This window comes from Citrobacter sp. Colony219 (assembly GCF_019382635.1).
Lineage (GTDB): Bacteria > Pseudomonadota > Gammaproteobacteria > Enterobacterales > Enterobacteriaceae > Citrobacter > Citrobacter youngae.
Genome location: NZ_CP080033.1, coordinates 1,397,146 through 1,421,652, shown reverse-complemented (window position 1 = coordinate 1,421,652; position 24,507 = coordinate 1,397,146). Strand labels below are relative to the sequence as shown.

Below are 24,507 nucleotides of genomic sequence, written 5' to 3'. Positions count from 1 at the left end.
ATACAGGGAATTATGCTTCTAACATGCCCTGTGGGTTTGTGCGTATTCATTCCCGGGGAATCCACCAAAACAATCTGCCAGAAGCCGAGGAATCCTGCGTTTTGTCGTGGTAATGTATGTGCTTTGCATTCAAGGAATGGGTTTTTAAGATGGCAAAGTTGCGGGTAGGAATCGTATTTGGTGGTAAATCAGCGGAACATGAAGTGTCATTGCAATCGGCAAAAAATATTGTCGATGCCATCGACAAGACTCGCTTTGACGTTGTGCTGTTAGGTATTGATAAACAAGGGCAGTGGCACGTGAGCGATGCCAGTAACTATCTGCTCAATTCAAACGATCCGGCACATATTGCACTGCGTCCCTCCGCGACCAGTCTGGCGCAGGTGCCGGGTAAACAAGAACATCAGTTAATCGATGCGCAAAATGGTCAGCCGCTGCCAACGGTCGATGTTATTTTCCCAATTGTGCACGGCACGCTGGGTGAAGATGGTTCACTGCAAGGCATGCTGCGCGTGGCGAATCTGCCGTTCGTCGGTTCAGATGTGCTGGGCTCTGCAGCCTGCATGGATAAAGACGTCACCAAACGTCTGCTGCGCGATGCCGGATTAAACATCGCGCCATTTATTACGCTAACTCGCGCCAATCGCAACAGCATCAGCTTTGCCGAGGTCGAGTCCCGCCTGGGCCTGCCGCTGTTTGTGAAACCGGCCAACCAGGGGTCGTCCGTTGGCGTCAGTAAAGTGACCAGTGAAGCACAGTACAACCAGGCCATCGCACTGGCATTTGAATTCGATCATAAAGTTGTGGTCGAGCAAGGGATCAAAGGTCGCGAAATAGAATGCGCGGTGCTGGGCAACGATCATCCGCAGGCCAGTACCTGTGGCGAGATCGTGCTGAACAGTGATTTTTACGCGTACGATACCAAATATATTGACGATAACGGGGCCAAAGTCGTGGTTCCGGCGGCGATTGCCCCAGAAATTAACGACAAGATCCGTGAGATCGCTATTCAGGCTTACCAGACGCTGGGTTGCGCCGGGATGGCGCGGGTGGATGTGTTCCTGACCGCAGAGAATGACGTGGTGATCAACGAGATCAACACGCTGCCGGGCTTTACCAACATCAGTATGTATCCCAAACTGTGGCAGGCCAGCGGCTTAAGCTATACCGATCTGATCACACGTCTGATCGAGCTGGCGCTGGAGCGCCACGCTGCCGATAGCGCGCTGAAAACCAGCATGTAAAAGCAGACAGGATGCCCGATAACTATTGGGCATCCTTGACATCTTCATCCTCATCGGCGCGGCGGCGAATAATAAGTCCCGCTAGCCAAAAGCTAATCACCCACGTAACCAGCCCCACCGCATAGGTTTGCCATCCTTTCGCTTCAAAACCCAATAATCCCACCACGCCATTCAGAATAAAGATCAGCCCAATGGCAAACGCGTAATAATGCCAGTCGCGGCGAATTTTTACAGGCAGGTTCATAACAGCTCCGGTGGAAGTTCAGCGTTGAACAGCATCCTCGCACATTTCCCTGCGGGCGTCTGTGTCCTGTGCGGAAATTCTTAAATGTGAATCAATTTAACTTAAGGTTACATATTTGTGACGTTCAACAAAAAACCAAAATCCAGGAATAATCTCTACCTGAAATTACCATCATTCTGATATTGACAATCCCGATCACCTGTCAGACTCACTGTCAGTTACTGGTATGGCATCGACAACGCAGGATATCTCTGGAGGTCCCTATGGCTGATTTTACGCTCTCAAAATCCCTGTTTAAGGGCAAGCATCGAGATACCTCCTCTCTGCCCGGAAACATTGCGTATGCCGTTTTTGTGCTGTTTTGCTTCTGGGCCGGGGCTCAGGTTTTAAATCTGTTAGCCCATGCGCCCGGTATCTATGAAGAACTGATGCAGCTACAGATGCAAGAGACCGGACGCCCACGCGTTGAAATTGGCTTAGGCGTCGGCACCCTGTTTGGACTGATTCCCTTCCTCACAGGCTGCCTTATCCTTGGCGTCATCGCGGCGGTGGTGCGCTGGCGCCATCGTCATCACAACGATGACTGACCCATACACTTCGCCCGACGATCGTCCACGCGTTTAGCAAACCATGCCGTGGTCAAATTACGCGTAATCTTCGGGCTTTCCAGTTGAATACCTGGCAGCATTTCCCGTGGTAACGTTTTTCCTGCCTTCGCTTCCGCCAGCTTATACATCTTCTCGTACAGCGCAGTCTCCTCGAAGGCCAGGCTGTCGCCTTTTTGCAACTGACGATGGATATCGCTCTCACTCATCCCCAGCTTCCCGGCAAGCTTGCGTACCGCCAACTCCGTTTTACCCGGTTCTTTGCTGTTGTAGAGAATCAAATCCCCATCCAGCGCCAGCTTCACACCACTGGCTTTGCTGACGGCATTCTGAAACGCCGCATTACGGCTGGCATACCATCCCGCATTAAAATCCGCGAAACGGAAGACAGGCGCGCTATAGTTCGCCGGGTAATTCAGCAAGTGATACGTGCCGAACCAGAGTCCGCCGCGCAGGGTAAAGACTTCCTGACGTACCGTTCCTTCCATTTTCCACGGATACCCGGAAGTATGCTGTTCGGCAAACGCAATGCTAACCTGCATCGGCCCCCCGGTATGCACCGGGTTGAGCGAACCAAACAACGTCTGTCCCATCGGCACCATATTGATGAAATCATCAAAAATGGCGCTAAGCTGCTTTTCCGTCTTCACTGAATCCAGACGCTCGCTGTAGCTTTTCCCATTTGGCGAGTTAATCTTCAGTGCGGTATGAACCAAAAACACCGGGATATGCATACGCTCGGCGCGACGGTCAATCTCTTTCCAGGCTATTTTGCTTAAATTCGGGACAACCGGATCGGCCTGATAGTTGGACTCCTGCTGCGCCACGGCCAGCACCGAACAGATATTTTCAACCGTCGGCGCCAGCTTCTGGCTTTCAAACGTTTTCGCCAGGTCCTGCGCCCACGCGTCCCGGTCTTTCACACTGGCAGGCATTTTTTGCCGCACCACGCTCGCCACATCGACAGCTTTCTCCCCTTTCTTTAATGGCTGCGCGGGTTGGCTACTACACCCCACCAGCACCAACGCCGCCAGGCCAGACCAGGGGTAAAGACGGGAAACCGTCGGCATAACATCTCCTTTTGTTAGCTAAGCGTATGGGTAACAGCCTGAATTTCCTGACCATCCAGTTCACGTTCGAAGCTGCGCAGACGCTTATAGATAGACATCAGCTCAACCAGCGTTGTCCACGAATTAATCAAATACTGGAACGAGCCGCGTACCTGACCAAACACGTTGGTGATTTGCGTCATCAGACCGAGCGTAATCGTACCGGCAACAATCGATGGAAACAGCAGGAACAAGCCGAAAACGTTATCAACCTGCAGGTAAAGGATACGGGCGATATTGAAGTACATATAGTGAAAATAGAGGCGAAAGTAGTTTTGACGCACCGCGTGGAACAGCTCGCGAACCGTCGGCGGCGTCGCGCGATTACCATCATCTTCACCGTACACCAGCTCTTTACGGTACGCCGCTTCCACCCGCTGATTTTTGAACTCCAGCCCAGGCAGTTTGATCCCCACCACGGCCAGCAGCCCGGTCCCCATCAACGACCAGACAATCGCAGCAATCACCAGACCGTAAGGAATATGTCCAACAATCGGCAGATCCGGGACATGCGCAGAAAGCGTAACCAGTACCGGCAAGAAGGCAATCAGCGTCATAATCGCGTTAATAAAACTCACGCCCATGTCTTCCAGCGTGGAAGCGAAACGCATGGTGTCTTCCTGCACACGCTGCGCCGCACCTTCGATATGACGCAGATGCTGCCAGTGCGCCATATAATGTTCGTTCATCGCGGTACGCCAGCGGAAGACGTAATGACTGACGAAGAAGTTGTTCATCACGCCAATGACGACGGCTATCAGCGCAATCCCGAGAAAGATCCCCACTTCCTGATAGAACTGCTCAATTTTCACCTTATGCGGTGTGCTGAGTGCGGTTTGAATCAGGTCGTAGAACGGGGCATACCACGCGTTGACGGCGACGCCGACTTCAACCAGAAACCAGGTGACGAAGATAATCAGCGAGGTACCGAGTATCGACCAGTACTGCCAGCGGTGCGGACTGTAGATAAACCAGAACAGCGCAAACACGCCAACGCACAAAATGTAGTATGCATAAAAAATCAGATAATCCAGTGACCAGAATCGCGCCGCGCTAATCGGTACATCCCCCGATGCGCCGGTAATCTGTGCAACCCAGGCTCCCCCGCCAGCCTGCCAAAATACAACAGCGACCAGTGCCCAAATAAATGCCGAAATAAAGAACGGCCCCGGCTTTGGGAAAAAAGACTTAAACATAGTGCTCTCCTGCTAACTTTTTATCGTTATGACGACTGCTGTGCATTTGCCACGGTGGATTACCGCGGCAAGACGGCTTACGCCCAATAAACACAAGCTGAAACCGACAATTGTGACCAGAACCAACGCACTTAGTTCGCTATCTGGTTTTGTAGAATTGTTTCTGCGGTTTTCACACCGACAGCGTTCCGGCATGTTCAGATTATTACAGCGTGAGATCACAAAAGCGAACATCCACTCTCCGGGAAAAGCCCACGTTTACTCATCGTTACGTTTTTCCCACTATCATTGGCTGATAAGCGCTTTGCAATATGCCAACGAGTAGTATAAATACGCATACGCACGTCATCTTTTATTTCCTCTAACTCATGGACACCACCGTTGAAACGTAGTCTGCTTTTTTCTGCCGCGCTGTGTGCGGCGTCATTGACATCTGTCCAGGCGGCACAGCCTATAACCGATCCCGTCTTTGCCTCTGACATCGTCGACCGGTATGCCGATCATATTTTCTACGGCAGCGGCGCTACGGGGATGGCGCTTGTGGTGATTGATGGTAATCAGCGCGTGTTTCGTAGCTTTGGTGAAACGCGCCCCGGCAATAATGTTCACCCGCAGTTGGATTCCGTTATTCGCATCGCGTCGTTGACCAAATTAATGACCAGCGAAATGTTAGTGAAATTACTCGATCAGGGCACAGTAAAACTCAACGATCCATTGAGTAAATATGCACCACCAGGCGCACGCGTCCCGACATATCAGGGAACGCCTATCACGCTGGTGAATCTGGCGACGCACACCAGCGCACTGCCACGCGAGCAGCCTGGCGGCGCGGCAAAACGCCCGGTCTTTATCTGGCCGACTCGCGAACAGCGCTGGAGCTATCTCTCTACCGCAACGCTAAAAGCCGCACCTGGCTCGCAGGCTTCCTATTCGAACCTGGCATTTGACCTGCTGGCCGATGCGCTGGGAACCGCGTCCGGCAAACCTTATCCGCAGTTGTTTGAAGAGAAAATCACCCGACCGCTCGGGATGAAAGACACCACCTTTACCCCGTCCCCCGATCAGTGCGCACGCCTGATGGTCGCGGAAAAAGGCGCCAGCCCGTGTAACAATACGCTGGCGGCCATGGGCAGCGGTGGCGTCTATTCTACGCCCGGCGATATGATGCGCTGGATGCAACAGTATCTCTCCTCTGATTTTTATCATCGTAGCCAGCAGGCCGACCGGATGCAGACGCTGATTTATCAGCGTACGCAGTTAACCAAAGTGATAGGGATGGATGTTCCGGGCAGAGCCGATGCGCTAGGTTTGGGCTGGGTCTATATGGCGCCGAAGAATGGGCGTCCAGGAATTATTCAAAAAACCGGTGGCGGCGGTGGCTTCATTACTTATATGGCGATGATCCCACAGCAAAACGTCGGGGCCTTTGTCGTGGTAACCCGCTCCCCGCTGACCCGCTTTACCAATATGAGCGACGGGATCAACAATCTGGTGAGCGAACTGAGCGGCAACAAACCGCAAGTGATCCCCGCCTCCTGATTCAATACTCAAAAGGCAAACGGTTAATACTCACCAGTTTGCCTTTATTCATTTCAATATATCCACCTTTACGCAATGCTGCGAGAACCTCAGCGACAACTGAGCGTGAAATTCGTGTACGTTGGTGAATATAGTTCATGACGCCGATACGCGAACGCAGAACCTCGTCCCATTTCGTCATGGAGATCAACGTGGCGCGAATCTGATCGTAGGAGTTGTTACCGATCAACTGCAGATCGCGCAATTCGAGCATGGCGTTTTGCCATGCCAGCCAGCAAAAAGCTTCCCGCCAAAGCTGGTATTGTTCAATGATATTAATTGTTTGTGAGGCAGGAAGATGATATCCCGTACAATTACTTTCGGTCATTAATCTGTATTGTACATCTGTTTTCATCACGCCATCAGAAAGGCCCATAATAAAAGGCGCCTGTGCAATCCCGACCAGCACGTTTTCCCCTCTACGCAGGGAAACAACACCACTTAAAATGATAAAAGTGTCATCACCATCTATATCATGGGAATATATAATTTGTTTTTTACTATCACATTCGAAATGTTCGCCATACTTAGACAAACATTTATCCAACATCCCAAATTCAACCAGCGGTTTATTTGTAGATAGCATGTGCGCACTCCTTGCAGTAAATGCCCGTCAAATCCGTGACGGGCATTATTACGAGTAAGTTACCTTATTTTCTCTGCAAAAAGGCTCTTACCAGGTATATTTAACACCTACATTTGCAGACCAGTCTTGATCGACATCACCTCCGCCGAGGTAGTTAGCATCGGTGTACGCACTGAAATTTTTGGTAAAGCTGAACTGAGTACCCAGTCCAACACGTACCGCAGAACCTTCTACGCCGTTGTCGATAGAGTCACCGTTTACGTCAGCATCGTTATTAGAATCGTCGTAAACGTAGGCCAGTTTGAAGTACGGGGTCAGCGCCTGGTCGTCGCTGTAGGCGAAGGTATAGCCTGCATCTACACCCAGTTCATAACGCATGCTGTCATAAGACTGACCATCAACTTTCATGTCGTTACTCAGCTTATAGTCATCACCAGACTGGAACAGACCGGATACGCTACCGTAAGGCGTTACGTACCCTGCGTCACTCAATTTCAGGTCATAACCCAGTTTCAAGCCAAAGCCCCAGGCATCAGCAGAGGTGCTGCCGTCAACATACTGACCGTTGCTCATGTTAGCAGACAGATCGTTGTTGAAGTGGGAGTAGCTTAAGTTACCGTCAACAAAGATGTTGTTGGCAAAGTGAGCAGAAGAGTAGATATAGGCAGTCTGGCTGTCCTGATCCACCTGACCGGTACGATCGCTCATATCACCTTTCGCGAAGCCTGCTGCTGCACCGACAATCCACTTGGCGTTGTTACCATCAATTTTGGAATCAACACCGACCATGATGCCGTTAACATCCTGATCGTAGTTGATGGTGCCGTTATCCGCATCGAAGCTACCACCGAAGTAGCTTACCCATGCGCCACCGTTATCAACCAGACCATGACGTGCGTTAGTCAGACGAGTACCAACAGTGTCTTGTTCCAGGTTCCAGATATTGGTGTTAGCAGACGGGATGCTCAGAGCCATATTTGCGTAGTCGGTCAGCTCCATCTGCTGCAGAACAACGGTGTTACCCTGCTGCTGCGTCTGATAGGTGTAAGCGCCGAGGTCAGCTTTGTTCGCTGCTGAGAAGGTTGCGGTGCTGTTGGTGTCGTTAACGTAGATCAGCTCGTTACCTTTGTAATCAGCAACAGAACCAGCGCCAGTCGCGTTATCGATACGCACTTTATAGTTACCGGTTGCTGCCGCTACGTGGTCACCATAGTTATCAACTTCAGATTGATCGTAGGAGGTGTCGGAATCGCCGTTACCGTTGATAGTCAGATGACCATCAGAGTTCATTGCGATTACGCCATAACCGTAGTTAGCCTGAGTTTTGTCGTTAGTACGATCGTTGGTCAGGTCAGCATTCAACACATAGTTAGTGCTGTTGATGTCGAAAACACCCGCATTAACATGGTTGTAAGCATCGGTGTAGCTGGTCAGGTTCAGCGTATCAACCTGCAGTGCATCACCTGTGCTGTTACCCACATCCAAAATACCGTTGTTGGTAACGTTGATGGTGTTGGCATACAGTGCAGCACTACCTACACTCCAGCCAGCAGCAACATCATCAGCAATCGTGACGGTACTGTTGTCAATAGACAGGGTATCGGTCGCAACATGGCCATCTTCGTTGATGTTCAGGGCAGAAGCACCGGTCAGAGAGATGGTGTCAGAAATCAGGGTAGAATCACCCACATTCACGACGGAACCGCTGTTAATGCTCAGTGTGTCAATCAGAGAGGTTTTGGTGGTATCCCACTGTGATGCGCCGTTCAGCGTGACGTTGAACAGACCGCTCTGGTAAACAGCGTTGCCAACCACATGACCATTTTCGTCATAAGAGGTCGTGTCGCTATCGATACCGTAGGTTGAATCAGGCCACAGACTATTGGCTGCAATATCAATCAGCGTCGCGGTAGCTTCTGTGCCTGCTGCATAGCTGTCGTAAACACCGTCGCCATCAGCATCAACCTGATGTACGGACATTGCCGCACCCACCCACTTACTGCCGTTGTTCAGGGTCAGATCCAGACGGTCAGTACCATCCCAACCGTTGGTATCCAGGTCGGCATCAGTATCACGATAAGTATCAGCGCCGTTCGGGAAGAAGTTCTCATCGAAGTTGCTGGAGAACAGAACATCACCCATCAACGTAGAATTATTAAACGTGGCAGTCGTCTGCATCGCGTTATCGGCATCTGGATGTGCAATAACAGCCAATGCAACATCATCAGCAGTATAAGAACCGCTGTAATCGCTTGCATTGCTGGTATTACCAAACCAGCCGGAAGTGCCTTCATCAGACCATGAACCAGAGGTCAGGGTAGAATCGCTAACAGCAATAGTATTATTAAATACTTCGCCGCTGTTTACACCAGTGCTGACGGTGTTATCGTCAATGTCTTCCCACTCATAACCCTGAGTCAGCGTAATACCCGCAACGTGAGAGTTGTTGGAGATAGACAGATCAACTTCTTGATCCAGCGTGATAGCCGTACCCAGGTTATAAACGTCGACAACGTGCGTATCAGCCGCATCGTTATAGGTACCGTTGTAGGTATAATGTTCGTAGTTGTCATCGATAGTTGAGTTGATGACGTTCATCGCCAAACGATCATAGTAATAGTCGGTACCCGTACGGTTAGTACAATCCGTGGTCATACACTCGGAAGTCACCATACCGTGAATGGTACTATTTTTAATCGTCAGGCTGTTGTTATTGCTGTTAGTAGATAGTCCATCATCCAGATAATAAGTAGAAATAACGCCGTTAACAGTAGCGTTATTGATTACTGGATAAATATCACCGTTATAAATACTATCAGCTTCGTAATTGTTCCAACCGACATACCCATCGTAGTAAACACCATCGGCATAAGATGCGTCATTATAATGGGTGAACGTTGTGTACGTGGTTCCAGAAATATCGGTTGAAGCATTCGCCTGAGAAGTGATTGCCAAAGTGCAGGCTAATGCTAATTGTGAGACTACAAGTTTCTTTTTCCAGATGTGCATTTGTCATCCCTCCTCAGGGACGTAATATAGTTGATCCATCAATTATCAATGCAAAGAAAACATTTTATGTTTCGCAGGGCCGATTATGCTGTTTCACAACGGAAAGGTTCAATTATTCTTTGCTCACTGTCCGAAATCGGACAACATCATGAATTAACCAGGTCTTAACAACAAAACAAAAATACAAATATTTTCAACAAGATATAAAACACACAACATCTAACGCATATAATTATCAAATAATCCACCCAATACTCAAACAAATAAAAAATAAATAGGCTAGAGTTATGTTGCGTGATAAACAAATAAATCCATCAACATTTAAAATAATAAAAACAAAAACAAACAAAATAATGAATATAAATAAATTGCTCTAATGATTCAGCCTTTCGCCACGGGAAATCCAAATATAAAGCCAACTTTCGTAAACCACCCGCCCTCAGGTTCGGGTATACTACGGCCTTCGATTTCACAAACATCAGGCATACCATGACAGACCTAATCCAACGCCCTCGCCGCCTGCGCAAATCACCTGCGCTGCGCGCTATGTTTGAAGAGACAACACTGAGCTTAAATGACCTGGTGTTGCCGATCTTTGTTGAAGAAGAACTCGACGATTACAAAGCCATCGAGGCCATGCCAGGCGTGATGCGCATTCCAGAGAAGCATCTGGCACGCGAAATTGAACGCATTGCTAATGCAGGCATCCGCTCAGTCATGACCTTCGGTATTTCCCACCACACCGATGACACCGGCAGCGATGCATGGAAAGAAGACGGTCTGGTGGCGCGCATGTCGCGTATCTGTAAGCAGACCGTGCCGGAAATGATTGTCATGTCCGATACCTGCTTCTGTGAATACACCTCGCACGGTCACTGCGGCGTATTATGCGAGCACGGCGTGGATAACGATTTAACCCTGGCCAATCTTGGCAAGCAGGCGGTGGTTGCTGCCGCAGCGGGTGCTGACTTCATCGCGCCTTCCGCCGCGATGGACGGCCAGGTGCAGGCGATTCGCCAGGCGCTGGACGCCGCGGGCTTCACCGATACGGCGATCATGTCCTACTCCACCAAATTTGCTTCTTCTTTCTACGGCCCGTTCCGTGAAGCCGCAGGCACCGCGCTGAAAGGCGATCGTAAAACCTATCAGATGAACCCGATGAACCGTCGGGAAGCGATCCGCGAATCGCTGCTGGATGAAGCCCAGGGCGCAGACTGCCTGATGGTCAAACCGGCTGGCGCATACCTCGATATTCTGCGCGATATCCGCGAGCGCACCGAGCTGCCGATTGGCGCTTATCAAGTCAGCGGTGAATACGCGATGATCAAATTCGCGGCGATGGCGGGTGCTATAGATGAAGAGAAAGTGGTGCTGGAAAGCTTAGGCTCGATCAAGCGCGCTGGCGCGGATCTGATTTTCAGCTACTTCGCACTCGATCTGGCTGAGAAAAAAATCCTGCGTTAATTCCTTTCAACGCCCCGCACTGCGGGGCGTTTTATCATAAAACGTCACCAAACCGCCATCTAACCGACACATCGCCCTTCTACTGTCACAAAAGGACAGAGGAGGAGCCGCTATGTTTAGTCTCGACAATGTCATCGACGACCTGTGGCCAGAGGCGAGGCCCGCCCCGTGGCAAAAAAAAGTGCTGAGAAAACTGTTACATGAAGAGGAATTCCAACAGTTTGCCGCTCGTCACCGCCATCTGAAAGGGTTAGATACCGTCGAACAGGTGCTGGAGCATCTCAACATTCACTGTCAAATTCCGGTCCGTAGTCTGGAACAAATTCCCGAACAAGGGCCGCTGGTTATCATCGCCAACCACCCTACCGGCACACTCGACGGCCTGGCCCTGCTGTACGCCGTTTCTCGCGTTCGCCGCGATGTTAAAGTCGTCACCAACCGCATGCTCACTCATCTCGAACCGCTCAGTTCGCTGTTTATTCCGGTGGATAATATCAATGGCCGCACCGCTAAAGCAGCGCTACAGCTGATGGATCGACAGTTGCAAAACGGCGGTGTGCTGATCTTCTTCCCGGCCGGTGAAGTTTCGCGCATAACCCGGCGCGGCATTCACGATAAAAAATGGCACTCCGGCTTTATTAAGCTCGCCGCCAAATACCGTGCACCGCTCTTACCTGCGTGGATTGAGGCACGCAATAGCACGCTGTTTTATGCCAGCGCACTGGTATCGCAAAACCTGCCGATGCTGTTGTTAATGCAGCAGATGTTTCGCCGCCGGAACAGCAACCTGCCGGTGACCATTGGCGAGCAAATTGCGTGGACGACATGGTGCAACCCACAAACTACGCCGCGAGAAATGACAGACAAGTGCTACCGACACGTTCAGCTACTGGGAAAAGGACGGCCGGGCGTCTTTAAAACCGAAAGCGCGATCGCTCGCCCGGAACCCCGTGCCCTGCTCAAGCGCGAGCTACACCAGGCCGAGTGCCTGGGGCGTACAGCAGACGGTAAGGTTATCTATCTATGGCAGCGTAATGGTCAGGAAGAGGTTCCGTTGCTACGTGAGCTGGGCCGTCTGCGGGAAATCGCCTTCCGCGCGGTAGGCGAAGGTAGCGGCAAACGCCGCGACATCGACAGTTACGACGATGACTACCTGCATCTGATCCTGTGGGATGAAGACGATTTGGAGATCGTCGGTGCCTACCGCTTTATGCCGACCGCCCTACAGATGGAAAAGCGCGGGCTGGACGGCATTTACAGCTATAGCCTGTTTCATTACGACGAACGGATGGACGATATCCTCCAGCACGGCATTGAGCTGGGGCGCAGCTTTATTCAGCCACGCTACTGGGGACGCCGCGGCCTGGACTATCTGTGGTCCGGTATCGGCGCGTATCTGGCGCGCCATCCACACTATCGCTACCTGTTTGGCCCAGTTTCTATTTCTGGTGGGCTACCGCCTTCGGCCCGCGATTTGCTGGTTGCCTTTTATCGCCTGTGGTTTCCGGCAACACATCCGCTGGCGGAGTCACGCCGACCGTACCCGGCCTCGTTACCCGACGCACTGGCGCAGTTTGGCGGGGAAAATTACAGTGAAGACCTGACGCGGCTGAAGTCGCTGCTCGGCAACCTTGGTTGTGGTATTCCACCACTCTACAAGCAATATTCCGAAGTGTGTGAGCCAGGTGGCGTACAGTTTATCGACTTTGGCAGCGACCCGGACTTTAACAACTGCGTGGATGGTCTGGTACTGGTGGATTTAACGTATCTGAAGGCAAATCGCTACCAGCGGTATATCGGACCGCATTTAGGTTCGTAGACCGGATAAGGCGTTTACGCCTTATCCGGCCCACAATCGGCACCGGTCAGGAACTCACGACGCACGATAGAACGGCTTATCCCCTAAAATCGTGGCCCGATGCATAATGCGCCGCTGCGGCAGATAATCCGCATTGGCGTAATGTTGCGTCACACGGTTATCCCAAATCGCCACATCGTCAGGCTGCCAGCGCCAGCGCACCTGAAACTCTGGTTTAGTGACATGCGCAAACAGGAACCCGAGTAGCGCTTCGCTCTCTTTCTCCGTGACATCCACAATCCGCGTGGTAAATCCCTCGTTCACAAACAGCGCCTGTTTACCGCTTACCGGATGCGTGCGCACCACCGGATGCAGTAACGGGGGATGTTTGGCCACCGCGTCCAGCCAGCGCTGGTGCTCTTCTTCCGTCTTACGGTATTTGTACTCCTGGAACGATTTGCGGAAATCATGCTCTGCCCGCAGGCCGCTCAGCAACTGACGAAACGGTTCAGAGAGCGCTTCAAAAGCGGCAATCCCGCTGGTCCACAGGGTGTCGCCCCCGGTTGATGGCAGCTCTTTCGCCGCTAAAATCGCCCCGGCAGGCGGCGTGTCGATAAAGGTGACATCGGTGTGCCAGTTGTCGTTATCCGGCGGATTATCGTTATGGGTATCCAGCACGATAATTTCTTCTACTCCTTCGGCATGCGGATAGACCGGGTGAATATGCAGATCGCCAAAACGTAGCGCCAGCGCACGCTGCTGTTGCGGCGTAATCACCTGCTCACGCAGAAACACCACCTGGTGACGCAGTACGGCGTGATAAAGCTGCTCAAACTGGTTATCGCTCAGCGGGCGCGCCAAATCCGCACCGGTGATTTGTGCGCCAATATACGGCCCCAGCGGGGTAATGCTCAGACGTTCACTCATTGTACTTCTCCATGCCAGGGCGTCAGACGACGTTGAAGCGCGCGCAGACCCAGTTCTAAAATAAAGGCGATAACGGCAATTACCGCGATCCCCGCCAGCACCACATCCGTTGCCAGAAATTCACCGGCGGACTGGACCATAAAACCCAAACCTCGCGTGGCGGCAATCAGCTCTGCGGCCACCAGCGTTGACCAGCCGACACCCAGCCCGATGCGCAGCCCGGTGAGTATTTCCGGCAATGCACCGGGTAAAATAACAAACCACAACACCTGCGCACGGCTGGCCCCTAGTGATTGTGCGGCGCGTACTCTTACCTGCTGCGCGCTGCGGACACCGGCCAGCGCCGACATCGCAACAGGCGCGAAAATCGCCAGGTAGATCAACAAGATCTTGGAGGTTTCACCAATACCAAACCAGATCACCATCAGCGGTAAATAGGCCAGTGGCGGAACCGGACGGTATAATTCAATGATCGGATCGAGAATGCCGCGCATCGTCGGGCTCAGGCCCATCGCGATCCCAACCGGGACGCCCAGCAGCACGGCGGCCAGCAGGGCGATAACAATTCGCGCCAGGCTCGCTGCCAAATGTTGCCACAGCGTGGCATCCATAAATCCCTGTGGCCCGGCAATAACGAGCAGTTTTTGCAAAACCTGCCCTGGCGGCGGCAAAAACAGCGGGCTGATTAATTGCAGCGCTGCCACCGTCCACCACACCGCCAGAATGACGGCCAGCGTACCAAGGCTTAACGTTATCTGACGTGAAAACGGCCAGCGCCAGTTCAGCGTGCGCTGTCGCGGTTTATCATTAATAACTACGCTCATGAGAACGCCTCCCGTTGCGCAAAGACGCGGCTTAACACGTACTCGCGCATGGCAATAAACTGCGGATCGGACTTAATACTGCGGCTCGCTTCCCCGGCCACAAAGCGCCGGGCAAAATTAAGCGGCAGACGCTCCATCACCCGACCAGGGCCGGATGAGAGCAGCACCAGCTCGGTGGCCATAAATACCGCTTCTTCAATATCGTGCGTAATCAACAGCACCTGTTTACCCGTCTCATGCCACAACTTCAGCAGCAGAGTTTGCATCTGCTCGCGGGTAAACGCGTCGAGCGCACCAAACGGTTCATCGAGCAGCAGGAGCTGTGGATTGGCCGCCAGCGCCCGGGCAATACCAACACGCTGACGCTGGCCGCCAGAAAGCTGCCAGATAAAACGTTTGCCCGCGTCCTCCAGCCCGACTTTCTGCAACATCTCCAGGGCAATACGCTGACGCTGAGGTTTATCCACCCCCGCCAGTTGCAGACCAAAAGCCACGTTGTCCTGCACGTTACGCCAGGGCAGCAGACCTTCGTTCTGGAATACCACCCCGCGCTCCGCGCCTGGACCTTCCACCTTCTTACCTGACAGCGTAATGCTGCCGTGCTGATACGGCACAAACCCGGCAATCAGATTTAGCAGCGTGGTTTTGCCGCAGCCGGAAGGGCCGAGTACCACCAGCAGTTCGCCGCTATCAAGCGTCAGGTTGATATCATCCAGCACCGGTTTTCCACCGTAGCTGGCTGCGAGGTGAGAGATTTGCAGCATCAGCGCCTCCTTTTATTGCACGAAGCGATCGGTAACGTACTGGCTGTAATCCGTCGCGACAGCGGGGACTTTGCCCTGCTCTTTGAGGAACTGCGCGGTGTCGATAATGGCTTTGTTCACCGATCCGGTCAGTTCGGCAGTCTGCTGTTGCGGCGTCAGGTAAGTGTTACCTTTCACCAGTCCCGGCACATCCGCTTCCGGCACGCCGCTTAAACGCGACAATTTGCTGATATTCTCCGGCTGCTTCAGCCACTCATCGGGATTAGCGATATAAGGTTGCTGCGCATCGATAGCGCTTTTGGCAAAGGCTTTCACCACCTCAGGATGCTTCTCGGCAAAATCTTTGCGTACCACCCACACGTCCAGCGTCGGTGCGCCCCACTCACCAACCTTCGNAGAGTCGGTTAACACCTTGCCGTCTTTTTCCAGCGCATTGACCGCCGGCGCCCAGACGTACGCGCCGTCAATATCCCCACGCTGCCAGGCGGCAATAATTGCCGGCGGCTGCAGGTTCACAATCTCCACCTGACCGGGTTTGATACCCCAGTGTTTTAACGCCGCCAGCAGGCTGTAGTGGGTGGTGGAGATAAACGGCACCGCAATGCGTTTGCCCACTAAATCTTGCGGTTTACTGATATTTTTCTTCACCACCAGCGCTTCAGAATTGCCAAGTTTTGATGCCAGCAGGAAAACCTCAATCGGCACCTGCTGACTGGCAGCGACCGCCAGCGGGCTGGAGCCAAGATTACCGATCTGCACGTCGCCGGAAGCCAGCGCCCGCACGATGCTCGCGCCGCTGTCGAATTTGCGCCAGTCAACGGTGGCTCCGCTCTCTTTAGCAAAGGTGTTATCCGCCTGCGCCACTTTGGCGGGTTCAGCGGAGGTCTGATAGGCGACGGTGACGTTCACCGCCTGCGCCTGAAATGCGATGAATGCCAGTGCACCGAGAAGTGCGTTACGCGATGAAATAGCCATGATTGTCTGCTCCCCTGTCTTGTTATGGAGGCAGTATTTCGTTGCGGCACAATTTGATAAAGGAATTAAAAATTCTGGCTAAGAACAAAGCGTTTTTAGAAAAAAAGCGGCAATGGTTAGCAATTTCGCTCATTACAGAACGTAGGCCTGATAAGCGCAGCGCCATCAGGCACTGTTGCCGGATGGCGGCGCAAGCGCCTTATCAGGCCTACACTCGCTGTAAATTATTGCGATTTTGTTACATTCGTTACATAACTGCGTCTGGATGATTGCCAGCGTGGCGCTGGCAGGCATCATAGATATTCTTGTCAGGCAAAAGAGCAATATCATGATTCATGTTGTGCTGGTGGACGACCATGTGGTGGTGCGTTCCGGTTTTGCGCAATTACTCGGTCTCGAAGAGGATCTCGCCGTTATCGGCCAGTACAGCAGCGCAGCAGAGGCCTGGCCGGCATTACTGCGCGAGGACGTCAATGTTGCGGTCATGGATATCGCCATGCCGGATGAAAATGGCCTGAGTCTGCTAAAACGGCTGCGGGCGCAAAAACCCGGTTTTCGCGCCATCATTCTCAGCATCTATGACTCACCCACGTTTGTGCAAAGTGCGCTGGATGCCGGTGCCAGCGGTTATCTGACCAAACGCTGTGGACCAGAAGAACTGGTGCAGGCGGTACGATCGGTCGGTATGGGCGGGCATTACCTGTGCGCCGATGCGCTGCGGGCGCTACGCGGCGGCGAACAGCCCGCGCAGGTACTGGAAGTACTGACCCCACGCGAGCGCGAAGTGTTTGAGCTGTTGGTCAAAGGCGACAGCGTAAAAGAGATTGCCTTCAAGCTCGACCTCAGCCACAAGACGGTGCACGTTCATCGGGCGAACGTACTGGGCAAACTGCAATGCCACAGCACCATCGATCTGGTGCATTTTGCCCTCGACCACCAGCTATTAACGGGGCATTAATGTCTCGTAGCCTTCGCCACTGGGTTATCTCTCTGTTTATTCTGCTGGCCTGGGGTTCGGGCTGGCTAATGCTGTGGACGTTAGGTTTTTACCTGACCCACAATGGTCAGCAGGCGGCATTATTTCTGCCACACGGCGTGTATCTCGCGCTATTGATCCTGCTGTCTCGCCGCTACTGGCCCGCGCTGGTATTGCCGCCGGTATTGATCCTGTTCTGGCTGCACAACGAACAGTTACTCAACGGTTATCTTCTGCTGGCCGCACCGCTGATAAGCCTGATACCGGCCAGTATCGGCCAGTCATACTGGCACCGCTTCCCCCTTTACTGGCAGCGCTTAACGCTGCTGCTGGCCGCGGTGACGCTCACCTCATTGCTCAATACCGCCCTGCTTTCACCTTTTATTCAAAGCCCGGCAACGTTAATAGGTCTGGCGTCGTTTACCGGTGGTGTGCTACTGACGCCGTTTGTCTATCTGATCTATGAATTTTTGCGCCAGCAGCACCGCTACCATCTGCTCGGGCTGGATACCACCAATCCCCCGCTGCGCACCTCACTTATCATCTGGTGCAGCCTGTTTTTTATTATTGGCATCGGCACCCAGATGGTGCTGTCGCCGGAGATCGAGCGCCTGCTGCTGATCGTGGTGTTCCTACCGAACGTGGTGATGGCGTGGAAATTTGGCTGGCAGGGCGGCGTGTTGTCCGGATTGCTCGGCAGTATGATGATCACCATCGCCCGGCAAATCGGCGTCGGGTTCAGCAACTTAGTGGAGCTGGAGATTTTCCTCGCCACCCAGGCGCTGCTGGGTATAGGGCTGGGGATCGCCATCAGCCGCCAGCAGCATCTGGCGCAAAACCTGCACCATTATCGCCAGCGTCTGGAAAGCGAACTGGCGGCCCGCCGCGCGCTGACTGAACAACTGATCCGCACGGAAGAAAACACGCGCAAAAACCTGGCGCGGGAACTGCATGATGAAATTGGTCAGAACATCACCGCCATTCAAATTCAGTCTCAACTGGTTAAACGTTCGCAGGGTCCTGAGCAAACGCTCGACGCGGCGAACCAGATCAACGATCTTGCCCGGCGTATCCACCACTCGACCCGCCAGCTACTGCGCCAGCTACGCCCACCCGCGCTTGACGAGCTGTCTTTTAAAGATGCGCTGCACCATCTGGTGAATGAATTTGCCTTTGCCGAACGGGGTATTCACTGCCGGTTTGATTACCGACTGGCAAATACGCCTGAAAATGAAACGGTGCGCTTTACGCTGTACCGTCTGTTGCAGGAGTTACTCAATAACGTCTGTAAACATGCCGACGCCAGCGAAGTGTCGATTGCGCTGCGCCAACGGGATCACTGCCTGTTGCTGGAAGTCACGGACAACGGCGTGGGCATTCTGCCGGAAAAAATTCCCGGTTTCGGTATCCAGGGAATGCGTGAGCGAGTCAGCGCTCTTGGCGGCGAGCTGACGCTCGAATCGAACAGCGGCACGCGGGTAATTGTTAACCTGCCCACAAATTTGCAACAAATCAGCCACTAACCAGGAAAAAGTCTTAGCCACTGCGGACTTTCTCTCATCCCCTTTCGATTTCACTTTCTTATAGTCAGCAAAACGGAGACGGCTATGCGTACCGACATCAACCAACAATACCGGACGCTGCGTCCACAACTGCTGATGTGCATGGTCATCGGGTACGCGGCGTTTTACCTGACGCGCAAAAGCGTTAACTACGTGATCCCGGCACTGCAAATGGATCTGGGACTGGATAAAAGTGATATCGGTCTGTTGGGATCGCTGTTTTACCTGACCTATGGTTTGTCGAAGTTTACCGCGGGACTCTGGCACGACAGCCACGGGCAGCGCGCATTTATGGGCATTGGCCTGTTCGCTACCGGCATCCTGAACGTGGTGTTCGCGTTTGGTGAATCGCTGACGCTACTGCTGGCGATCTGGACGCTAAACGGTTTTTTCCAGGGCTGGGGCTGGCCGCCCTGCGCCCGCCTGCTGACCCACTGGTACTCGCGCAACGAACGTGGATTCTGGTGGGGCTGCTGGAATATGTCGATCAACATCGGTGGCGCCGTTATCCCACTGATTAGCGCCTTTGCCGCCCACTGGTGGGGCTGGCAGGCAGCGATGCTGGCACCGGGGATTATCAGCATGGCGTTAGGTATCTGGCTCACCCTGCAACTGAAAGGCACGCCCCGGGAAGAGGGATTACCGACGGTTGGGGAATGGCGGCATGATCCGCTGGAGCTGCGTCAGGAGCAGCAAAGCCCGCCGATGGGACTGTGGCAAATGTTGCGCATAACCATGCTGAAGAACCCGATGATCTGGCTGCTTGGCGTGTCGTATGTACTGGTTTATTTAATCCGCATTGCGCTCAACGACTGGGGCAATATCTGGCTGACAGAAAGCCACGGCGTGAATTTGCTCAGCGCCAATGCCACGGTGATGCTGTTTGAGGTCGGCGGCTTGCTCGGTGCGCTGTTTGCCGGATGGGGATCGGATCTGCTGTTCAGCGGTCAGCGTGCGCCGATGATTTTGCTGTTCACGCTGGGGCTGATGGTCTCCGTCGCCGCGCTATGGCTGGCGCCGGTGCACCACTACGCGCTACTGGCTGTCTGTTTCTTTACCGTGGGCTTTTTTGTGTTTGGCCCGCAGATGCTGATTGGCCTCGCGGCGGTGGAGTGCGGACACAAAGCAGCGGCAGGTTCAATTACCGGTTTTCTCGGGCTATTCGCCTACCTGGGGGCCGCGCTGGCGGGTTGGCCGCTGTCGCTGGTCATAGAACACTACGGCTGGTCGGGAATGTTCAGTTTGCTCTCGGTTGCAGCTGTCTTTATGGGTTTATTGCTGATGCCGCTGCTCATTGCGGGCATTACCCCTTCTCTCAGTCAAAGGATAAAACAATGAAACTGACGCTTACCTCTACCCTGATTGCTTCCGCGCTGACGCTGGCGGCCTTCAGCAATGCAGCCCAGGCGCAGGGCCGTCTGGTGGTGTATTGCAGCGCCACTAACGAGATGTGCGAAACCGAAACCAAAGCCTTCGGTGAAAAATATGATGTGAAAACCTCATTCATTCGCAACGGCTCGGGCAGTACGCTGGCGAAAGTCGATGCCGAGAAGAAAAATCCGCAGGCGGACGTCTGGTACGGCGGTACGCTGGATCCGCAGTCCCAGGCCGGTGAAATGGGCCTGCTGCAGCCGTATAAATCACCCAATCTCGAACAGATCATGGAGAAATTCCGCGATCCCGCGAAGGTGAAAGGCAATCTCTCCTCCGCGGTTTACGTCGGTATTCTGGGCTTTGGCGTCAATACCCAGCGCCTGAAAGAGAAAAACCTGCCGGTGCCAAAATGCTGGAAGGATCTGACCAAACCGGAATACAAAGGTGAAATCCAGATTGCTGACCCGCAAAGCTCCGGTACCGCCTACACCGCACTGGCGACTTTTGCCCAGCTGTGGGGTGAAGATCAGGCCTTTGACTACCTGAAACAGCTCAACGCCAACGTCTCTCAATACACTAAATCCGGCATTGCTCCGGCGCGTAACGCCGCCCGTGGCGAAACGGCGATTGGCATTGGCTTCCTGCACGACTACTCGCTGGAAAAAGAACAGGGCGCACCGCTGGAGCTAATTTCACCGTGCGAAGGTACTGGCTATGAGATCGGCGGCGTTAGCATTCTGAAAGGCGCGCGCAACCTCGACAACGCCAAACTGTTCGTTGACTGGGTACTGTCAAAAGATGCTCAGGAGCTGGCGTGGAAGAAAGGCAAGTCCTATCAGATCCTGACCAACACCACCGCCGAGACGTCGCCTAACTCGCTGAAACTCGACGATCTGAAGCTTATCAATTACGACATGGATAAGTACGGCTCGACCGACGTGCGTAAAGCGTTGATCAATAAGTGGGTCAGCGAAGTGAAGATGGGTAAATAAACCTACATCGGCGATCATTTGCCGGGTGCGGCGTAAATACCGCATCCGGCCTGGAATACCGGAACCGCTATGTCACACACACTTGCACTCCATCCCGTGAAAAAACGGGATGCGATATTTCTTTGGGTTTTGCTCGGCTGGCTGGCGTTTGCCCTGTTGCCAGGCTGGAGCCTGGACTACGGTCTGCTGGAGTCGACGCGCGAGGAAATACTCGCCGCCTACGGCTGGTCACAGTTGAATATCAGTTGGCTGTGGTATCTGCTGCCAAGCCTGCTGCTGGTTCGCCCGTTCCATGAGGCCAGGCGCGAACAGCGCGGCCGCCATTATCTTGATGCGGGCTGGGCTTTTTTCTGTATGGCGTTTATCGTCGCCAGCGCGACTCTTGAGGGGCGTGGCTTAGGCTATGCCACCATCGTGCTATTTATCGCACTTGGCGCGATCATGACCCTGGCGCTCACCCGTCTGGAATGGCTGGGTGGCGACCGTTTCGTCATCGGCTCGCTCACCGCGATTATCGCCTTGATCGGTATTTTTATCGTCTGGCCGAGTATCGCGATTTTTATTCCGATGTTCACCAACGACGCCGGGGAATTTGCCCCGCTGGCGTTTATGAATGTGCTGTCTCAGGCGCATATCATTCAGGTGATCCTCAACTCGATTATGCTGTCGATTGCCGTCGGCGTCGGCTGTACCTTCTTTGGTCTGGTACTGGCTATCTATACCACCCGTATCGCCAGACGCAGCGCTATTATCGGACGAATTTTCTCGATTCTGCCGATCGTCACCCCGCCGTTTGTCGTGGGTTTAGGCGTCACGCTGATGATGGGACGCTCCGGCTACATCACCGAATTTATGGTCGAATGGTTTGGCTTAACCAACACCAACTGGCTGTACGGTTTTACCGGCATCTGGCTGGCGCAGGTACTGGCCTTCACGCCGATGGCGTTTATGATCCTCGACGGAGCAATCAAAACCATTCATCCGTCGCTGGAAGAAGCGTCATACACCCTGCGTGCCAGCCGCTGGCAGACCTTTAACGGCGTGTTTGTCCCACTGCTGAAACCCGCGCTGGCCAACGCCTTTTTGATTGTGGTTGTGCAATCGCTGGCCGACTTTAGTAACCCGCTGGTGCTCGGCGGTAACTTCGACGTGCTGGCAACACAAATCTACTTCTACATCACCGGTTCGCAGCTCGACTACCAGGCCGCCAGTACGCTGGGTGCATTCCTGCTGCTGTTCTCGCTGCTGGTGTTCTGCGTGCAATATATGTGGATTGGTAAACGCTCATACGTCACCGTTTCCGGTAAATCCTACCGGGGCGACGTGCAGCCGCTGCCGGTGACGCTGGTATGGAGCGTGGTCGCGCTGCTGGCGGTGTGGATTGCCTTTAACGCCCTGTTGTACGGCAGCATTTTCTACGGCAGTTTCACCGTTAACTGGGGCGTGGACTACACCCTGACGCTGGCGAACTTTACCAAACTGTTCGGTCAGGGGATGAGCGACGGCGCATGGCCTTCACTGCTCGACACCCTGCTCTACGCCGGTATTGCCGCGCCGATCACCGCCATCTTCGGCCTGCTGATCGCCTGGGTAGTCGTGCGCCAGCAGTTTAAGGGCAAAAAGACCATCGAGTTCACCACTATGCTGTGCTTTGCCGTTCCAGGCACCGTCGCGGGCGTATCGTACATTCTGGCCTTTAACAGCGCCCCGGTGTACCTCACTGGTACGGCGGCGATTGTCATTATCTCGATGGTAATGCGTAACGTCCCGGTCGGTATTCGGGCGGGTATCGCGGGCTTAGGCCAGATCGATAAATCACTGGACGAAGCCTCGCTCAGCCTGCGCGCCGGTTCGCTGCGTACCATTACGCACATCCTGCTGCCGTTGCTGCGCCCGGCGATCCTTTCGGCGCTGATTTACAGCTTTGTGCGCGCCATTACCACCGTCAGCGCCATTGTGTTCCTCGTCACGCCGGATACCCGTGTAGCGACGGCCTACATCCTGAACCGCGTGGAAGATGGCGAATACGGTGTGGCGATTGCCTACGGTTCCATTCTGATCGTGGTGATGCTGGCGATTATTTTCATCTTTGACTGGCTGATCGGTGAATCACGTACCTCCCGTTCAAAAGCCAAAAACCAGGCGTAATGGAGCGCACTATGACTCAGAAAAATTTCGTTGAACTGCGCAACGTCACCAAACGATTTGGCAGCAACACGGTTATCGACAATATCAACCTCACCATCCCGCAGGGGCAAATGGTGACGCTGCTCGGCCCATCCGGTTGTGGTAAAACCACCATTTTGCGCCTGGTCGCCGGGCTGGAAAAACCGAGCGAAGGGCAGATTTTCATTGATGGCGAAGACGTCACCCATCGCTCAATTCAGCAGCGTGATATCTGTATGGTGTTTCAGTCCTATGCCCTGTTCCCGCATATGTCGCTGGGAGAGAACGTGGGTTACGGTCTGAAGATGCTCGGCGTGTCCCGCGCTGAGGTGAAAGCCCGTGTCAAAGAGGCACTGGCGATGGTGGATCTGGAAGGCTTCGAAGAGCGCTATGTCGATCAGATCTCCGGCGGTCAGCAACAGCGCGTGGCGCTGGCGCGCGCATTGATCCTCAAGCCGAAAGTGCTGCTGTTTGATGAGCCGTTGAGCAACCTCGACGCCAACCTGCGTCGCAGCATGCGCGACAAGATCCGCGAACTGCAAAAGCAGTTTGATATCACCTCGCTGTACGTTACCCACGATCAGAGCGAAGCCTTTGCGGTTTCCGATACCGTGCTGGTGATGAACAAGGGGCACATCATGCAGATCGGTTCACCGCAGGATCTTTATCGCCAGCCCGCCTCGCGCTTTATGGCAAGCTTTATGGGTGATGCCAACCTGTTCCCGGCCACCTTCAGTGACCAATACGTTGATATCTACGGCTATCATCTGCCGCGCCCGCTGCACTTTGATACGCAAGGCGAAGGTATGGTCGGCGTGCGCCCGGAAGCGATCACGCTCAGCGATCGCGGCGAAGAGAGTCAGCGCTGCGTGATCCGCCACGTGGCCTATATGGGACCCCAGTATGAAGTCACGGTGGAATGGCACGGGCAGGAGATCTTATTGCAGGTCAACGCTACGCGTTTACAGCCGGACGTCGGCGAGCAGTATTACCTCGAAATCCACCCGTACGGCATGTTTGTTCTGGCGGATGCGGCATAACGTTTTGTGGCATTGTAGGCCGGATAAGGCGCTTGCGCCGCCATCCGGCAATGCCTGATACGCTACGCTTATCA

Annotated in this window: 20 protein-coding genes; 11 read left to right on the top strand and 9 right to left on the bottom strand. The window is 53.6% G+C overall.

Annotation, left to right across the window (positions count from 1 at the left end):
- Positions 1–149: 149 nt before the first annotated feature.
- Positions 150–1,244 carry a D-alanine--D-alanine ligase gene (gene ddlA / locus JTI85_RS06035; protein ID WP_048212466.1) on the top strand — a complete coding sequence of 365 codons (1,095 nt, stop codon included), beginning with the start codon at positions 150–152 and terminating at the stop codon, positions 1,242–1,244.
- Positions 1,245–1,266: 22 nt separating this feature from the next.
- On the opposite strand, the gene JTI85_RS06030 is transcribed toward ddlA, so the two are convergent.
- Positions 1,267–1,488, bottom strand: coding sequence for a DUF2754 domain-containing protein (locus JTI85_RS06030; protein WP_005120949.1), 222 nt, complete (start codon positions 1,486–1,488; stop codon positions 1,267–1,269).
- Positions 1,489–1,751: 263 nt separating this feature from the next.
- On the opposite strand from JTI85_RS06030, the gene JTI85_RS06025 reads away from it, so the two are divergent.
- Complete coding sequence (locus JTI85_RS06025) at positions 1,752–2,075, top strand: YaiY family protein (protein WP_048212467.1); 324 nt, start codon at positions 1,752–1,754, stop codon at positions 2,073–2,075.
- On the opposite strand, the gene JTI85_RS06020 is transcribed toward JTI85_RS06025, so the two are convergent.
- Together JTI85_RS06020 and sbmA are read right to left on the bottom strand one after the other, a co-directional pair.
- Entirely contained in the window at positions 2,060–3,163 is a 1,104-nt protein-coding gene (locus JTI85_RS06020; protein WP_048212468.1) for a DUF1615 domain-containing protein, read from the bottom strand. The two genes, JTI85_RS06025 and JTI85_RS06020, sit on opposite strands and share 16 nt — an antisense overlap.
- A gap of 14 nt (positions 3,164–3,177) precedes the next feature.
- A complete protein-coding gene (gene sbmA, locus JTI85_RS06015) occupies positions 3,178–4,398 on the bottom strand; it encodes a peptide antibiotic transporter SbmA (RefSeq protein ID WP_040232769.1) in 1,221 nt (406 codons plus the stop codon).
- A gap of 381 nt (positions 4,399–4,779) precedes the next feature.
- On the opposite strand from sbmA, the gene ampH reads away from it, so the two are divergent.
- Positions 4,780–5,937: a D-alanyl-D-alanine-carboxypeptidase/endopeptidase AmpH gene (gene ampH / locus JTI85_RS06010; RefSeq protein WP_219352263.1), complete on the top strand. Its 1,158-nt coding sequence runs from the start codon at positions 4,780–4,782 to the stop codon at positions 5,935–5,937.
- 1 nt (position 5,938) lies between these two features.
- Here ampH and iprA read toward each other — a convergent pair whose 3' ends face one another.
- Positions 5,939–6,562 carry a hydrogen peroxide resistance inhibitor IprA gene (gene iprA / locus JTI85_RS06005; RefSeq protein WP_048212470.1) on the bottom strand — a complete coding sequence of 208 codons (624 nt, stop codon included), beginning with the start codon at positions 6,560–6,562 and terminating at the stop codon, positions 5,939–5,941.
- An 87-nt stretch (positions 6,563–6,649) separates the two neighbouring features.
- Positions 6,650–9,571 (bottom strand): autotransporter adhesin EhaB, encoded by a 2,922-nt coding sequence (gene ehaB, locus JTI85_RS06000; protein ID WP_219352262.1) that lies wholly within the window; start codon positions 9,569–9,571, stop codon positions 6,650–6,652.
- A 489-nt stretch (positions 9,572–10,060) separates the two neighbouring features.
- Here ehaB and hemB point away from each other — a divergent pair, with 489 nt between their 5' ends.
- Positions 10,061–11,035: a porphobilinogen synthase gene (gene hemB / locus JTI85_RS05995; RefSeq protein ID WP_045440399.1), complete on the top strand. Its 975-nt coding sequence runs from the start codon at positions 10,061–10,063 to the stop codon at positions 11,033–11,035.
- Between the two features lie 112 nt (positions 11,036–11,147).
- Entirely contained in the window at positions 11,148–12,854 is a 1,707-nt protein-coding gene (locus JTI85_RS05990; RefSeq protein WP_048212473.1) for a lysophospholipid acyltransferase family protein, read from the top strand.
- Between the two features lie 54 nt (positions 12,855–12,908).
- Here JTI85_RS05990 and tauD read toward each other — a convergent pair whose 3' ends face one another.
- The 4 genes from tauD to tauA are packed head-to-tail and all read right to left on the bottom strand — an operon-like array spanning position 12,909 to position 16,323.
- Entirely contained in the window at positions 12,909–13,760 is an 852-nt protein-coding gene (tauD, locus tag JTI85_RS05985) for a taurine dioxygenase (protein WP_115600870.1), read from the bottom strand.
- Positions 13,757–14,584, bottom strand: a complete 828-nt coding sequence (gene tauC / locus JTI85_RS05980; RefSeq protein ID WP_199944950.1) for a taurine ABC transporter permease TauC — start codon at positions 14,582–14,584, stop codon at positions 13,757–13,759. Before tauC ends, tauD begins: the two co-directional genes overlap by 4 nt.
- A complete protein-coding gene (gene tauB / locus JTI85_RS05975) occupies positions 14,581–15,348 on the bottom strand; it encodes a taurine ABC transporter ATP-binding subunit (RefSeq protein WP_172742527.1) in 768 nt (255 codons plus the stop codon). The genes tauC and tauB overlap by 4 nt, the downstream gene beginning before the upstream one ends.
- Before the next feature lie 12 nt (positions 15,349–15,360).
- Positions 15,361–16,323 (bottom strand): taurine ABC transporter substrate-binding protein, encoded by a 963-nt coding sequence (gene tauA, locus JTI85_RS05970; protein ID WP_219352260.1) that lies wholly within the window; start codon positions 16,321–16,323, stop codon positions 15,361–15,363.
- 328 nt (positions 16,324–16,651) lie between these two features.
- Between tauA and JTI85_RS05965 the strand changes: the two genes are divergently transcribed.
- The 6 genes from JTI85_RS05965 (at position 16,652) to fbpC (ending at position 24,433) form a co-directional block, all read left to right on the top strand.
- Positions 16,652–17,281 (top strand): response regulator transcription factor, encoded by a 630-nt coding sequence (locus JTI85_RS05965; RefSeq protein ID WP_061068800.1) that lies wholly within the window; start codon positions 16,652–16,654, stop codon positions 17,279–17,281.
- The gene (locus JTI85_RS05960) at positions 17,281–18,822 is read left to right on the top strand and encodes an MASE1 domain-containing protein (protein WP_219352259.1); all 1,542 of its coding nucleotides are present in this window, start codon (positions 17,281–17,283) and stop codon (positions 18,820–18,822) included. The genes JTI85_RS05965 and JTI85_RS05960 overlap by 1 nt, the downstream gene beginning before the upstream one ends.
- 84 nt (positions 18,823–18,906) lie before the next feature.
- Positions 18,907–20,199 carry an MFS transporter family glucose-6-phosphate receptor UhpC gene (gene uhpC, locus JTI85_RS05955; RefSeq protein WP_200036978.1) on the top strand — a complete coding sequence of 431 codons (1,293 nt, stop codon included), beginning with the start codon at positions 18,907–18,909 and terminating at the stop codon, positions 20,197–20,199.
- Positions 20,196–21,227 (top strand): ABC transporter substrate-binding protein, encoded by a 1,032-nt coding sequence (locus JTI85_RS05950; RefSeq protein ID WP_003021397.1) that lies wholly within the window; start codon positions 20,196–20,198, stop codon positions 21,225–21,227. Before uhpC ends, JTI85_RS05950 begins: the two co-directional genes overlap by 4 nt.
- Positions 21,228–21,296: 69 nt before the next feature.
- A complete protein-coding gene (locus tag JTI85_RS05945; protein ID WP_219352258.1) occupies positions 21,297–23,375 on the top strand; it encodes an iron ABC transporter permease in 2,079 nt (692 codons plus the stop codon).
- A gap of 11 nt (positions 23,376–23,386) precedes the next feature.
- Positions 23,387–24,433 (top strand): ferric ABC transporter ATP-binding protein, encoded by a 1,047-nt coding sequence (gene fbpC / locus JTI85_RS05940; protein ID WP_003838618.1) that lies wholly within the window; start codon positions 23,387–23,389, stop codon positions 24,431–24,433.
- Positions 24,434–24,507: the final 74 nt, after the last annotated feature.